Source organism: Roseivirga pacifica, from assembly GCF_900111145.1.
Classification (GTDB): domain Bacteria; phylum Bacteroidota; class Bacteroidia; order Cytophagales; family Cyclobacteriaceae; genus Roseivirga; species Roseivirga pacifica.
The window spans coordinates 1,580,297-1,595,337 of the sequence record NZ_FOIR01000001.1; the positions used below are offsets into that span (position 1 = coordinate 1,580,297).

General features: G+C 41.4%; 13 protein-coding genes. 6 read left to right on the forward strand and 7 right to left on the reverse strand.

The window, feature by feature from the left end; translation table 11 throughout:
- The first annotated feature begins 343 nt into the window (after positions 1-343).
- A complete protein-coding gene (locus BMW98_RS07020) occupies positions 344-2,764 on the forward strand; it encodes a TonB-dependent receptor (RefSeq protein WP_090257795.1) in 2,421 nt (806 codons plus the stop codon).
- 20 nt (positions 2,765-2,784) lie between these two features.
- Positions 2,785-4,101, forward strand: a complete 1,317-nt coding sequence (locus BMW98_RS07025; RefSeq protein WP_090257796.1) for a hypothetical protein — start codon at positions 2,785-2,787, stop codon at positions 4,099-4,101.
- Between the two features lie 67 nt (positions 4,102-4,168).
- Here BMW98_RS07025 and BMW98_RS07030 read toward each other — a convergent pair whose 3' ends face one another.
- The 6 genes from BMW98_RS07030 to BMW98_RS20425 form a co-directional block, all read right to left on the reverse strand.
- Entirely contained in the window at positions 4,169-4,630 is a 462-nt protein-coding gene (locus BMW98_RS07030; RefSeq protein ID WP_090257797.1) for a RidA family protein, read from the reverse strand.
- 89 nt (positions 4,631-4,719) lie between these two features.
- On the reverse strand, positions 4,720-6,144 hold the full coding sequence (locus tag BMW98_RS07035; RefSeq protein WP_245733506.1) for an aminopeptidase P family protein: 1,425 nt from the start codon (positions 6,142-6,144) through the stop codon (positions 4,720-4,722).
- A gap of 67 nt (positions 6,145-6,211) precedes the next feature.
- Positions 6,212-6,451: a 50S ribosomal protein L28 gene (gene rpmB, locus BMW98_RS07040; RefSeq protein WP_090257799.1), complete on the reverse strand. Its 240-nt coding sequence runs from the start codon at positions 6,449-6,451 to the stop codon at positions 6,212-6,214.
- 98 nt (positions 6,452-6,549) lie between these two features.
- A complete protein-coding gene (locus BMW98_RS07045) occupies positions 6,550-8,058 on the reverse strand; it encodes a PH domain-containing protein (protein ID WP_090257800.1) in 1,509 nt (502 codons plus the stop codon).
- The gene (locus BMW98_RS07050) at positions 8,042-8,578 is read right to left on the reverse strand and encodes a PH domain-containing protein (RefSeq protein ID WP_090257801.1); all 537 of its coding nucleotides are present in this window, start codon (positions 8,576-8,578) and stop codon (positions 8,042-8,044) included. Before BMW98_RS07050 ends, BMW98_RS07045 begins: the two co-directional genes overlap by 17 nt.
- On the reverse strand, positions 8,575-8,736 hold the full coding sequence (locus BMW98_RS20425) for a C1orf53 family protein (RefSeq protein WP_162844699.1): 162 nt from the start codon (positions 8,734-8,736) through the stop codon (positions 8,575-8,577). Before BMW98_RS20425 ends, BMW98_RS07050 begins: the two co-directional genes overlap by 4 nt.
- 71 nt (positions 8,737-8,807) lie before the next feature.
- Here BMW98_RS20425 and rocD point away from each other — a divergent pair, with 71 nt between their 5' ends.
- The 3 genes from rocD (at position 8,808) to BMW98_RS07070 (ending at position 11,320) form a co-directional block, all read left to right on the forward strand.
- The gene (rocD, locus tag BMW98_RS07060; protein ID WP_090257803.1) at positions 8,808-10,052 is read left to right on the forward strand and encodes an ornithine--oxo-acid transaminase; all 1,245 of its coding nucleotides are present in this window, start codon (positions 8,808-8,810) and stop codon (positions 10,050-10,052) included.
- Positions 10,053-10,144: 92 nt separating this feature from the next.
- Positions 10,145-10,360 (forward strand): hypothetical protein, encoded by a 216-nt coding sequence (locus BMW98_RS07065; RefSeq protein WP_090257804.1) that lies wholly within the window; start codon positions 10,145-10,147, stop codon positions 10,358-10,360.
- A gap of 123 nt (positions 10,361-10,483) precedes the next feature.
- Positions 10,484-11,320 (forward strand): sensor histidine kinase, encoded by an 837-nt coding sequence (locus BMW98_RS07070; RefSeq protein WP_090257805.1) that lies wholly within the window; start codon positions 10,484-10,486, stop codon positions 11,318-11,320.
- Positions 11,321-11,429: 109 nt separating this feature from the next.
- Here the strand turns inward: BMW98_RS07070 and BMW98_RS07075 are convergent, their stop codons facing one another.
- Entirely contained in the window at positions 11,430-14,303 is a 2,874-nt protein-coding gene (locus tag BMW98_RS07075; protein WP_090257806.1) for a TonB-dependent receptor, read from the reverse strand.
- Positions 14,304-14,399: 96 nt separating this feature from the next.
- Between BMW98_RS07075 and BMW98_RS07080 the strand changes: the two genes are divergently transcribed.
- A complete protein-coding gene (locus tag BMW98_RS07080; protein ID WP_090257807.1) occupies positions 14,400-15,041 on the forward strand; it encodes a DUF2975 domain-containing protein in 642 nt (213 codons plus the stop codon).

Below are 15,041 nucleotides of genomic sequence, written 5' to 3' on the forward strand. Positions count from 1 at the left end.
GTTCCATTTGTCAGCTTTTCTAGATAGAAGGAATCACCTAGAAATGGTAACACGCTGGTTAGTAGTGTTTAGTAGTTCTTCTTAATAATTTGGTTTCGGCCTCTACAATCCAAAGGATTTTTGTTCTTGAACGATTGTTGCCTGTGTATCCAAATTTAATTCTGAAATCTTTTATTTAGATTTCTTCTAAATAGCTTGTTTTATAACTGTTCCGCCTCTAAACTTGCAGTCTATTTAGATTTAGTCTAAATGGAAACAAGAGAGGTGCTAAATATCTCAGCGGTACTTAAGTTCTACTTAGGGCCGAAGAGGCGAGTACGTATTTGCCCTAAACTAGAGAAAGATGAACAGATGGCTAACCCATACGTTAGTTGCGGTATTCCTATTGGCCTGTAATATTGGCTTTTCACAAAAAGGGGAGATTTCAGGAAAGCTGGCATTTGAAGATGGCACGCCAGTAACCTTTGCAATGGTTTTTCTTCCTTCTGTTCAAAAACACGCCCTGTCCGATGAGTCTGGATTTTATCAATTAACAGACATCCCTTTTGGCACCTATAGATTAGAAATCAGTAGCATCGAAGTTAGAGATACGGCCTACAGTGTAAACATTAAAGCTATAGATGTAAGGCGCAACTTTATTTTAAAGGGTGCAGATGCCACTGTGCTTAATGAGGTAGTGATTGAAGGGGAAACCGAGGAGCGCTTGTTAGAAACTAAGGGCTTTGCAGTAGAAGTGCTTGAGACCAGTAAGGCTGCCTTGCAATCGGTACAGACGAATGATTTGCTTAACCGAACCGCGGGAATTCGTGTAAGGCAAAACGGTGGGCTAGGTTCTTCGGTTGACTATAACCTTAACGGTATGTCTGGTAACTCTGTGCGCATTTTTGTGGATGGACTGCCTGCCTCTACTTATGGTCGATCGTTCAGCCTTAACAGTATACCGCCAGCATTGATTGAACGCATTGAGGTTTACAAAGGCGTTTTGCCGGCTCACTTGGCAGATGATGCACTAGGGGGAGCAATTAACGTAGTGCTGAAAAAACAAATGTCGAACAATCTGAATGCATCCGTGTCCTACGGTTCTTTCAATACTTTTCAGGCCAACTTTAGTGGAATGCACCGCAGTGAGTCTTCTGGTTTAACGGTGAAAGCCTCTGGTTTCTACAATTACTCGGATAATGATTATGAGGTTTGGGGTAAGTTTGTGCGAAACATTTTACCGAATGGCCGATATGATTATGTGCGGGCCAAGCGATTTAACGATGCGTACAAGTCTATCGGAGGTCAGATTTCCCTGGGCTTTACCGATGTTAAGTGGGCCGATCAGTTCTTTGTGAACTTTAATGCCTCTGACGACTATAATGAAATTCAACATGGTACTTACATGTCGATTCCATATAAAGGAAGGTTCACTGAGTCGGAAGTGCAGGCCACAGGTATTACTTATGTAAAGGACGACCTGTTCACCAAAGGCCTTGAGTTTACCTTTAATGGACTTTATAGTGATAGGCTTACCGTTGTAAACGACACAGTGAAATGGAATTACAACTGGTTTGGGGAGCGTAGTGTAGGGCTAAATGGTGAACCAATTTTAACCCCACAAGGAGCGCAGCAGGGGGCGCCAACCATCAATCACATCAATAGAAATATTATCACTTTCAGGTCTGGCTTAAACTATACCATCAATGCTAACCACAAGGTGATTCTTAACCATGTGTTCTTCGATATAGCCAGAACACAGCAAGATTTTAAGCGTAGTGCCGTGGAACGCGATTTTATTGGAACGCGAGATCTGAGAAAGAATATCAGTTCGTTGGCATATGAGCTAACGGCCTTGAATAACCGATTTAAGGGGAGTGTTTTTGGTAAATATTATCAGCAGCGTATTGATAGGATGGATCCGCTTTTGGTTGAAGAAAACGGTGAGCAGGTGCGCACAGAAGATCGTGTTTCGAGTAATAGAAATACCACTGGTTTTGGTACGGCACTTTCTTATACTGCATTGCCAAAGCTTATCATTTTAGCATCGGGTGAAAAGGCGGTAAGAATGCCTTCTGAAAACGAGATATTCGGTAGCCCAGGTGAAAATATTGTTGAGAACATCGGCATCAACCCTGAAATAAGCAATAACCTGAACATCGGCTTTCAGGCAGGCGCCTTTCATTTTGATGAGCATAAAGTTTCATTTTCTGCCACTGGCTTTTTGCGAGATACGCGTGATAAGATTGTGCAACGCATTAACCCAAGGATTAATGATGCGGTGCAAACCAATCCTTATGAAAACCTAGGCAAAACACAGTCTATTGGCTTTGAGGCGGAGGTGAAATACACCTTTGAGCAGAACCTGAATATCATACTGAACATGTCGAAGTTCAACTCGGTATTCAACATGAAGTATGATAGCAATGGCAATGTGTTTGATAACTACAAGCAGCAGCTGCCAAATGAGCCTTTCTTTACGGCTAATGCTTCGGCACAATACACTTTTACAAATGTACTGGCACAAAACTCTGCGCTTAATCTTTCTTACAATTTCGGTTTTGTCGATCGCTTCTATACCACTTGGCTTGAGATAGAAGACTTTCGAACGCCTCGCCAGTTCATTCACGACTTTGGAGCCAACTACACTTTCCCAAACAAAAAGCTGGTAGTGAGTGCCGATGTAAGAAATATTTTCGACAAGCAGGTGTACGACAATTTTGCCGTGCAGAAGCCTGGGAGAGCATTTTACTTGAAACTAAACTATACCATAAGCAATCTATAATTCTAAATAACTGAGATAAAATGAATAAGCTATTTTCTAAATTTTGGCTGTTTGCAGTACTAACAGTGTTTGCAATTACTGCCTGTGAAGATGACAATGGAACTACTCCTGAAGAGGAGCTTGATGCAGAGCGTTGGGTAACTGTGGCCGGTGCTGTAATGGGCGACAACCCTGGTGACGGGAATGGTGGAACCTTGATTTACGCTGTAAACTATGAGGATGCAATCGACCCGACTAAAACGATTAATCTATACGATGAAGGTGAGCCTGTAAAGTCGAACCGTACTGCCCGTTTGCAAGTTTCTGAAGACGGAAACACCATGTTCAACATTGCTTACGCTGGTGAAAACGGTGGTGAGTTTTCTAGGTTTGCTGTAGAAGGCGGAGCCAATTATGTTGAAGAAGATGTAACGGTGAGCATTGCTCAGTACGCTGGTACTTCTCCTCGTTGGGCCAAATTATATGATGGTGATAAAACTGGTATTGCAGTTAATGTAGCCAACATTGCAGCGAATAATGCTGAAAACGAAGAGGACTTTAAGTACTACAGAGGTACAGCTACCGTACTTGCTTTGGACTTACAAAATGTATTGATCTCTAACTACAAGCAATACGAAATTGCCCTTTCTGAAGCTGAGGAGGCTGAAGGCCATGCTATTTTCCGTTTAGATGCTCCTGTATTGAATCAGGCTGGCGACAAGTTGTTGATTGGTACTTGGATGCGTAAATACGACCCAGCTACTGGCGATAGAGAAAGTGAGTGGGAGAGATTGGGTACTAAAACCGTTGTGGTTGACTATCCATCTTTGGAGAATCCAACTGTAATTACTTCTACAGTTGCATTTGGCGATTGCTCTGGTTACAGAAGTAATGTGAACTTTTTGGCAGAGGATGGTAGCATTTACCAAGCCACTCAAAGAGATCCTAACGGTTCGCATATCCTAAAAATCACTTCTGCTAACGAGTACGATAACTCGTATGTGTTTAGCTTAGATGCTGCATTGGGTGTTGAAGATGTTTACGTTCAAACTTGGAGATACGTGAAAAACGGCATCGGTTACATTGCTTATCGTCATGGTGATTCTGACCAAAGCTATGTTGCCAGAGTTGACCTGAATAACAGAACTGCAGAGAAAGTAATGGATATTCCTAATGATGCTGATTTGAGTCTACATCAATATCAAGGTTTCTTGGTTTATGGCGATTACTTGCTAATGGCCATTGCACCAATTGGTAAAGATGGAAACATTTACGTTTTCAACAGCCAAACTGGCGAGGTTGAAAAAGGTGCTACTTTGGCAAACAAGCCAGGTAACCACTACATTGGTACATTCTAAGTTTTAGGAGAACCTAAAGACAAAAAGGCTTTCTATCAGTAACTGATGGAAAGCCTTTTTTTATTGGTTAATTAGGTTTGATGGTGAAAGAAGCCGTTAAACCAACACTGAAGTTTCTGGGTAGTTTATGTACCCCGAATATTGCCCTGGAGTGTGTTCCTTTATCTTCCAGAATTTTCACAAATAGGTCAGAAGCGCCATTAACTACCTTTGGCCCTTCATCCCAATCTGCTGCTGATTGAAAGTAAGCATCAAAGTGATTGAGCCCAACCAGGTTTTCAAAGCCAACTTTTTTGTCAATTTGAGCTAAAACATTCAGTGCACAGAGTTCCATTGCTTTGTAGCCTTCAGCCGTGTCAAGGTCTTCTCCAAGTCGGCCTTTGTATAAGTACTCATCATTTAGAATAGGGAATTGAATGGCGATGTAGGCGATGTTTCCTCTGATGTTAACCGATGAGTAGCTACCGCCTGGTGTCGATGCGTTGGGTAGTTGATGCCCGTATTTTGCTAGGTTTTCTTTGGGTGTCATGCGTCTTTTGTTTGTGCTGAGCACCAAAAACAAAAGGAAACCCACTAGGGTTTCCTTCCAATAATGCTTTGAGCAATAATCAATATAAACTATTTGCTGCCTTTCAATTTTGGTAGTTCAAAAGAATCAAGAGGACTCTTCTTTTTCATCATTTTCTCAATCTCCTCTGTAGTTCTTGGAGCAAAAGATGAAAGTAGTTCGAAACCGTCTTTTGTAATCAAAATATCGTCTTCAATTCTTACAGCAATGCCCCACCACTTTTTGTCGCATTTAGAACCTTCAGGAATGTAGATACCAGGCTCTACGGTAATCACCATGTTTTCTTCCATATCACCGTACATGCCTTTATCGTGCACATCCAAGCCAATGTGGTGAGAAAGGCCGTGCGGGTAGTAAAGGTGTCTTTCGTTTACATTGGCAATAATTCCGAGTTCCACTAGGCCTTCGTTGATTATCTTCTGGCTCAGTACGGTAATTTCTCTAAAGCTGGTACCAGGCTTGCACTTTTGTATGGCTTCTTCCTGTGCTTTGTACACCAAGTCGTAAATGGCTTTTTCTTCAGGTGAGAACTCTCCATCAACAGGAATGGTGCGCGTAACATCGGCAGTGTAGCCATGGTATTCAGCACCCAAGTCCATCAAAATCATTTCTTTGCTTTCAATGTTTGGCTTGTGATTTTCTATGTAATGAAGAATACAGCCGTTGTTACCAGCACCTACAATAGAAGGGTAGCCCTCATATTCAGAGCCATATTTTTTGAATACATATTCATGAATTCCTTGAATTTCGGTTTCAGACATGCCAGGCTTCATGGCCTTCATTACCTCTACTTGGCCTACCGTAGAAATGAATACAGCCTTTCTGATAAGGTCAAGCTCTTCTTCGGTTTTAATGCCTCTTAGTTTGCTCATCATTTCATCGAGCGATTCAAGGTCAATGTTGTTCTTTTTGGGTTCGGCACCTAGTGTAGAAGTGTTCATACCGTAGCCAACCTTAGTTTTAAACTGCTCAATCAGGCTGAAAAGATCGGCCGTATTTCTACGATCGTCACGAACATCGTTTTCGAAGTCGTAGAACAGTACTTTGTCGAATTTTTCGAAGTCGATATTGTAATCTTTGAAAGCAGAGCCATTAAAAGTATTCATAATGGCTAGTTTGTCTTTTACGCCTTCAGTACCCAGTCTGCGGCCAGCCCACATTTCTTGCATGGCATTGCGCTCTTGAATAAAGAAGATCTCGTTGTAGTTACCATCTTCTCCTTGCTGATCTTCTTTAAAAATAAGCAGTACAGCGTGCGGTTCTCTGTAGCCTGTTAGGTAATAAAGGTTAGGGTCTTGATGATAGATGTAATCTACATCGTTGGCGCGGTTGCGCACAGGGTTAGCGAAAAATACGGCTACTGAATTGGCCGGTAGTTCGGCTCTTAGGGCTTCCCTTCTTCCTTTATGGAATTCTGAAGAAAGAAAGTCAGATGGAGTTTCTTGAGCGGTAGAAACAAAAAATCCTGATAACATAAACGCTATCAGGATGAAATATCTTGAAGTAGATTTCATAGTAGTACAATAACGTTCGAGGACGCTATTATACTAAAATGTTACCGTTTTGTCTTGCTTTTTTTAGAACAGCAGCGATGCCGTTTTTATTAATGGTTCTGATTGCAGAGGTAGACACTTTTAAAGTGATCCACTTATCTTCTTCTGCAATGTAGAATCTCTTTTTCTGAAGATTTGGGTAGAATTTTCTCTTCGTTTTATTGTTAGCGTGTGAAACGTTGTTTCCCACTTGAACTTTCTTGCCGGTAATATCACAAACTCTTGCCATGATCTTTATTATATTAAGCCGCTTTTCTTAAACGGACTGCAAATATCCGAATTATTCCCGAACTGACAAACAATGACTTAGAAAATAGATGAACTTTTTTACATCCACTCTCTTTTATCAGTTTCCACACGGTACAGAACGAATTTTTCTAATGCCATAGCCTTTTCTAGCGGTATAAAGGGAATGCTTAAAGAGCCTGCAGCGGTGTAGAGTTTTACGTTGGCGAGGGCTTTTCTGCGCTGGTACCAACTCTGCCTTATTTCTACTGCTTGAATTTTATGAATTTGGGTAAGTTCATAAATATGCCCTAACGTTCCTCTATTGTTCTTGAGTAATTCTTCGTTCAATTCGAACGAACGCTTATGGTAATATAGGTTAGAAAGAATGCCTACCACTAAAGGCCAAATGAGCACATAAAGTGCTTGTATCTGAAAGTGATAAAACAATATGGCTCCTGCGATTAGCGCTGGGAATACCCCTAAAAACAAAATAATTCTGAACATAAGCAGCTTGCTTACAGCATGCTGCTCCTCTGGTCGGAAAAACTCAGCAGGAAAAATTGAAGTAATCACTTTTTCTACCTGCTGCATGTAAGCACCCGGCACGTCAATCTTCGATTTTAGTTGGCTGGCATCCTCACTACTCGCTTGTTCCAAGCCCAAAGTCCACATATTGAACATGCGCCTAATCGGATTTTCCGACCAAGAGATTACTTGCACTTTCTTTTTGTTAATGGAAATCTCTTCTCTGTTTAAAAGCCCCTTTACCAACTTTAAACCATTTTTTTGTAGGCTAAGGTGTAAGTCGTAGTTCTTTAAAACTGTACTAATGAGCGAATAAAGAAAGGCGATAATGGCAACCAAAAGCATGGTGGCACCAATAAGCACCCAAGTGTTATTAAGAATTTGCTCTTCGTAGCCAGAAAGCTCCTCAAAAACCATCTCCTCAATATTGTCAGTAAGCTCATTGAGCGTAGTAAAAACGAAAGCAAACAAAATACCCATTGAGCGCAAATGGTTTTGGCTTACCCCAACCTTAAACAAATCCGAAACAGAGAGCTTCATGATCAGTTCGCTGTTAGCTTCGGCTGTTTCAACGGCAACCTGTTCATCGGTTTGGTCCTCTGTCTTTTCGGCTTTCTCCTTCATCACAAAGTCGCGAAAAGCCATGGCTTGCTCTTTGTCCAGGGCATCAATGGTCATTTCCGACTTTTTCGCTCCGGCCGTATCAATTTCAATACTGACCACACCAAAAAACTGATGCAGAATATTCTGCTTAAAGTTGATGGTTTGAATGCGTTCAAACGGAATGTTGGTTTTCGACCGTTTTAAAACGCCTTTATCTATAACAATAGAGTTCTCATCTATATGGAAGTAGAACCGAAAGTAGGTGAGGATAGAGCCGCCCAAGTTGATGGCCGCAAAGGCAAGGGCTACATAGCCAATATAAACCTCGAACGAATTGCCTGTTTTTCGACCAATAAAAAGACTGAGCAGAATTGGCCAAAAGGCACGAATGGTAGTTCTAATAAACTTGATTAGAATAATACCGATGGCAATGCGCGACTGCCGGCTGGGTGCTGCAAATGGATTATTCAATTGCTCCATCCTCGGCCGTTTTTCCTAATACAAACTCTTTAATTCTTAAGGCGGTTTCTTCAGGTAAACCGGGTATGGAAAGGTCGCTTTGGCTACCGCCAGCGGTATAAATTTTTATGCTATGCAGTTTAAAAATTCGGTCGAGTGGACCTTGCTTTACTTCTGCATGCTGAATACGATTAAAAGGGATAGATGTGCGAACCGACCATATGAGGCCTTTGGTGTAAAGGAGGTCTCTTTCGCGCAGCGCATATTTCTTTTTCTTAAAACCTTTTAAAGTTAAAGCGGCACTAAGCCCCCAAAGGACAAGAGTTGGTGCGCAAGCATAGGCAAAATGTAGTAAGGTGGGCTCAATATCTGGCGAAAAGTAAACTATGGCAGCTCCGCCAATGGTGAGTAGTGTAAAAATAATGCTTTGCATAATTAGCAAAACCTTAAGGTAACGCTTGTCTATAGGTTGAAGATCGGTAGGGGTTAGCTCGGGTAGTTCGGCAACTTTTACCGGTAGGTTCTCAAAAATCTGACTCATTTTTTAAATCCGTAAGGGCAGTGTCTGCATCCATTTCTGCAGCAATAGCCACGCTTTTTGTGGTAATGGGCAGTAAATACCAAATTACCATTTTCGTCAATGTAGTAATCTTCCTTTTTACCAGCAAAGTCGTAAGGGCCTTTAGAATGCTTCGACATGTTTTTAGGCTTGTTTTGTTTTGATACCTTTGTCAAAGGTAATCATGATTAATTCTCAAATTTAGTAACCTATGGAAATGGTACAATCGAGTAAAGAAGCAATTGCATTAGAAAATAAGTACGGAGCACATAACTATCACCCACTGCCGGTGGTGCTTTCGAAGGGTGAAGGCGTCTTTTTGTGGGATGTTGAAGGTAAGAAGTATTACGACTTTCTTTCTGCTTACAGTGCGGTAAATCAAGGCCACTGCCACCCACGCATTGTTGGCGCACTAAAAGAGCAGGCTGAGCAGCTAACCCTTACTTCGCGCGCTTTCCATAGCGATGTGCTTGGTGTTTTTGAGAAGTATATGAGTGAATACTTCGGCTTCGACAAGGTGTTGCCTATGAATACAGGTGCCGAGGCTGTGGAAACAGCTATTAAGCTATGTAGGAAATGGGCTTATGAGAAGAAGGGTATCTCCCAGAATGAAGCGAAGATTATTGTTTGCGAAAACAACTTCCATGGTAGAACTACTACCATTATTTCCTTCTCGAACGATCCGGTGGCCAGAAAGAACTTTGGGCCTTATACAGAGGGCTTTATAAAAATTGCCTACGATGATATTGATGCGTTGGAGGCCGCTTTGAAAGAAGAAAATGTGGCCGGATTTTTGGTAGAGCCTATTCAAGGTGAGGCGGGCGTTTACGTGCCGCAAGATGGTTTTCTATCCAAAGCTAATGAGCTCTGCAAGCAAAACAATGTATTGTTTATTGCCGATGAAGTGCAAACCGGAATTGCAAGAACGGGCGAACTTTTGGCCTGCAATTATGAAAATGTAAATCCAGATATTTTGGTGCTGGGTAAGGCTGTTTCTGGAGGTGTTTACCCTGTTTCTGCAGTGCTTGCCAACAATGAGGTAATGGATGTAATTGGCCCTGGCCAGCATGGAAGTACTTTTGGTGGTAACCCACTGGCAGCTAAGGTCGCAATGGCAGCATTAGATGTTATTCGCGATGAGAAACTTGCAGATAACGCAAAGCGCTTGGGCGAAATTTTCAGAGAAAGAATGAATGCCTTTATACAAAAGAGCGATTTGGTTTCGTTGGTGAGGGGAAAAGGCTTGCTGAACGCAATTGTTATTAACGATACTGAAGACAGCTCTACTGCATGGGATATTTGTGTTAAGCTGAAGGAAAACGGGCTGTTGGCAAAACCAACTCACGGAAACATTATTCGTTTTGCCCCTCCTTTGGTTATGACAGAGGAACAATTGCATGATTGTTGTGACATTATTGAAAGAACAATTAACGATTGCACAAAAAGCGAAGCTTGAAATTGAAATAGTTATATTTTTGTAGCAGTTTTACGATTGTGAGGTAGGGTAAACTTCTTCTGAGGTTTATTCTACATGCAATAAATACCCTGATGTTAACAACAACCAAAAGAAAAATTCTTCACGCTATCTCGCTTACTTTGGCGATTGGCTGCATGGGCTTTGGCTTCTACTTAAAGTACCAAAAAGCTAAAAATGCACAACCTGTATTTGCAAATAAACCTGCCGAGATTATGATACTTGAAGTATCAGATACTACCGACTATGGTTTTTACGACCAACAGTTCGAGATGTCTGACCCAAATTGAAGTGAACATTTAACTAATAAATAGAACCTCTTTTTTAAAGAGGTTTTTTTATGTGTTCTCTTTTCATAATTTATCCCTCAATTTTGGGCAAAGTAATATTTGATACATGGCAATGAAGTTTAAATGGAGGTGTTGGTAAAATATCTGTTTAGTGCTCCACTTCAAAAACCCATTGAGTTTCAGTACTTAATTGGCGTTTTAATTCTTATCGCGATTGGTCTATTAGTTGGCTGGTTGTTGGTTAAGAAGATTAAGGTGAAACATACGGAAGAACTTGATGGGTATAAAAAGCTGATAGAGGAGAAGGATCAGGAGCTACTTTCTTTTGTAAAGGCTCAAGACTTGGAGAAAAAACAATTGGCGAATGCCATGGCCGAAAATTTCGGAAAGTTGTTCTCTGTTTTAAACCTAAATCTGTCACCGCTAAAGGCAGCCAAGCCAGTCGATCAAGAGAAACAGCAGGAAATATTCAAGAATAGTGGTTCGGTAATAAACGAGCTAGAAGATGAATTAAAAAAGGTCTGTTTTGAACTAATGCCGCAGACACTCCTAAAGAGAGGGCTTACGGCAACATTAAAAGAATTTGGGGCACTTTTGGAACGTGTACATGGTATAGCCTGTCATGTTGCGGTTACCGATAATAATCAACGCCTGACATCCGCAGAAGAATTGGGGTTGTTTAGAATTGCTCAAGATTGGGTGGAAGTTTTGCTAGCGAATAATGTGCCTTCGGAAATCCATATTGGATTTGAAAGGAAGAAGGGGCGAGCCACTTTATACATTATTGCTAATAACTCCAAATTGGAAATGGATGATTCGTTTAGTGAAGCTGCGGTTTGGAAACGTATTTCGGTTAGGCTTAATGAGTTAAATGCGGTACTGAATACTAGAACTGATGAAGAAGGCCTGAGTCCAGGCTCATTGAAAATGGAGGTTTGTCTAGCAGCAGTGGCTTCTTAAAGTTGTCAGTTCAATTAGTTGAGTCTGGCACCGATATTTCTTATCGGTGCCAGATGGTAGGCTTTTTAAAGCCCTTCATTTGATAGGTACATTGACAACTTTACTAAACTTAACCTCTACCAAAACGCTGACGCATTTCTTGCATTCGCTGCATTCTATCGTCTAGCTGAGGGGCTTCGCCTTGCCCGAAACTTCTAATGTTAAACACAAAGCTTAACATAAAATACTGAGTAAGAATTTGTGTTTGGCTATCCTGAATATAAGAGCCGGTTACGCTACGGCTAATACTCTGGTTCTGCTTCAATAAATCGAATACGCTCAATTTAATTTCTGCTTTTTGCTGAATAATCTTCTTACCTAACTCCATGTTCCACAAAACGAAGTTTTGGTCGTAACCTTCGGACAAACCAGAGTATAATGTATGGTTTACCGTGGTTCTATAAACCCAGTCCTTACCAAAAATTAGGTTCATTCTTAACCTTGAACTTTGGGTAAAGTAGCTGGTGGCATCAATGCCGTCAAGTGTATTGGTAACGTTGCTAAAGCTGGAGTTGCTCGAAAGCGTGAAGTCAACTTTTTCACTAATGTTGCTGCTTAGTACTAGGCCTAGTCCTGCAGTTGGGGTTTTTGCGTAGTTCAGTTCATCATTAATTACTTCTGGGGTTTTGTTGTATGAGAGTGAGCCAGTGAAGTTCAAGTTAGACTTTATTCCCCCTAATGGTAAGCCATAACTAATAAAGCTGCGAATGTTCCAATAGCCGCTTAGGTTAGTTGGCTTGCTATAGCGTGCTCCAGGTTCTAATGTAATTCCATCAACTTCTACAGGAGTGCTGCCAGCCACTACAGTGGTATTGCCAATGTAATTATCGGAATAGGTACCACTAAACATGGTGAAAAAGTTGCTTGAGCTTTCCATGTCCACTTTGTTGTAGCGAACCGTTGCAGCGTGCTGGTAAGCTTGGTCAAGAGTAGGGTTACCTGCCGAAATATTCAATGGGTCGGTGTTGTCAACTACATTTTGTAGCTGCGTTACCGATGGAGCATCAGTGCTGGTGCGATAATTTATGCTCAGCGATTCGCCTCTACTAAACCTGTAACGGTAGTTGGCTGTAGGCAAAAAGTTGTTGAAAGTTCGAGCTGTAGTGCCTTCTAGCGGGAAAGTTTGCTCATTGTCTAAATTGGCATTCTGAAAAGTGGCTCTTAAAGAAAGGTTCGCGTTTGTGCCCCTTAAATTGTAACCAAGAGAAGCACTATGGGTAACATAATCGCTTTTAAATGTGTTTGAAAGCGTTGTGTTTAGGTCAGAGTATTCTCCGGTGCCTTCATTAAAATCATAGGTTTCTTTGTCCGAATCGGTGTATTGGTAGCCATATTGATAGCTGGCCAATAGTTGACTTTTATCGGTCAATGGTTCGGTGTATGTGGCGTTCACGCGAAGGTTAAGCCCATCTTGTAAAAGATCCGAATTCTGATTGAAGTTTACTTCTCTGTCGTTATCCGCGTAAAATATGTTTTCTGAAAGAAGGTAAGCATCACCTGTGTTACCATTCATATTCGTGTTGAGGTTAATGGAGAAAGTTCGGCCTCTTTTTTCGAATGCATGACGGTACAAAAGGTTATTGCTAAATGTATATGCGGTAAGGTCCGATGAGTTAGATGTGTTGCTTTCATTGAGCAAATCGTCAAAACTCATGGTTTGTCCGCTAGTAGAAGAGATACCCGAATTGTTTTGCAGGGTAAGCCTAGGGCGAACAATAATCGAGTTCTTATCATCAATCTTGTATTCCAATTCTGCACTGAACCTGTGATTGATGTTGGTGCTTTCGTTCAGGCTTAGCTCATCATAAGTTTGCCCCTCGTTTTCTGGCAAAGTATAACTTCTCCAAAGCTGCTCATTGGCATTATTGTCCGATTGATTAAAGAAGTAACTAGCTGTAAGCTTTAGTTTATCGGTTGGTTCATAAGAGTAGTTTATTCCGAAGGCTTTCGTTTCCGATATACCCGATTCTTGGCCTACCAGAAAGTCGCTGGTGTTGTCGCCCCCAGAGAATCCGCCTCCTCCTGGTGCACCACCGCCACCGCCACGACCACCTCGGCCACCGCCACGCCTGCCACCAGCAGTAATGCCTAGCAAATCGCTGGTGCTAAAGTTTTGGATGTTGATGTTGTTGGTTTGGGCTAAAATGGTGGTACGGGATTTCTCTCTGAACAAGTTGATGCTACCGCCAACATTGTATCGTTCGTCAGTGCCTACGCCCCCGTAAACCTTTCCAAACTCACCATTGCGCATACTGGCTTTGGTAATAATGTTCAATGTTTTAGTGGTTTCTCCATCGGTAAAGCCAGTAAATTGTGCTTGGTCGCTTGCCTGATCGTAAACCTGAATGCGTTCAATGATTTCTGCAGGTAGGTTCTGTAGGGCTGCGTTAGGGTCGTCACCAAAAAACTCGCGGCCATCAACCAATACGCGTTGTACTGTTTCACCTTGCGCCTGTACAGTACCGTTTTGAACTACAATGCCTGGCATTTTTTCTAGCAAATCGCCAGCAGTCGCATCTGGATTCGTTTTAAAAGCACTAGCAATCATTTCGGTGGTATCACCATTTTGTACCACTCGTTGAGCCAAGCCTTCCACGGTTACCTCATCCAAACTTTTGAAGTCTTCAGCTAGAATAATGTTACCAAGGTCGAGCGATTTGCCCTGTACTTCTAGTCCTATTTGGTAGCTCTTAAACCCGACAAAACTAATGGCCAATTGGTAGTTGCCATCAGCAACTCCTGTAATTCTAAATTGCCCCTCCAAATCAGTGGAAAAGGCACGCATTGTTGAGTCTTGCTGGTTGAGTAAAACCACAGTAGACTGTTGCAATGGTTTTTGTTCGGCACTATCTAAAACGGTACCCTTTACTACCCAAAACTGTGCTTGGGCTATTGAGCAAATTGCCATAAGACTGACAATGAGGAAGTAAGGTCTTGCTTTCATTGTGGTTTGGACAGCAACAAAATCAAGAAGGTTTAATTGGGTTTTGTTTTTATTGTTTTAAGAGATATATTTATTGATAAACAATAAATTTTAAGAATGAAATGGAGGAAGCTTATATTGAATGCATCAAGCTGGTTGCTTGATACACTGATTGGTCTATATGTAATTATATTGATAGCGTTTCTTGTTTTACTCTTTGTTGGTAAGCTTGGTGGGAACGGGTTCTTCTCCCTTCATCTTAATGAAGAATTTAAATCTTTGGTAGATCGCCCCAATATTGAACCCGGGCCTGGCATGGAGGGCGTTTTTGAAGTACTTGAGGTAGAGCCAATTGAACATAGGGTTAGTTTAGAACTAAATACGATTGGACAGTTGGGGGTTGTATTGCCCGTTTTGATCTATGCTGGCCTCTATCTATATACTATTGTTTTGTTAAGTAATATTGTCCGGTCAGTTAAGGCTAATTCATTCTTTATATACAAGAATGTAGTAAGGTTGCGGATTATAGGAATAATGGTGCTTTTGAGTCAACTTGTTGACTGGGGTTCTTCATATGTTAAAGTGTGGTTTTTCAATAGATACTTGGTATCTACTGATATCGTACATGTAAGAAGCGTGTTTAATCTATTTCCAAATATTTTCTCTTCCCCAATAATTGTAGGCCTCTTGGTACTTATAATAGCCGAGGCTTTTGCACATGGCCTTAAGTTGAAAGAAGAGCAAGAACTAACCATATAA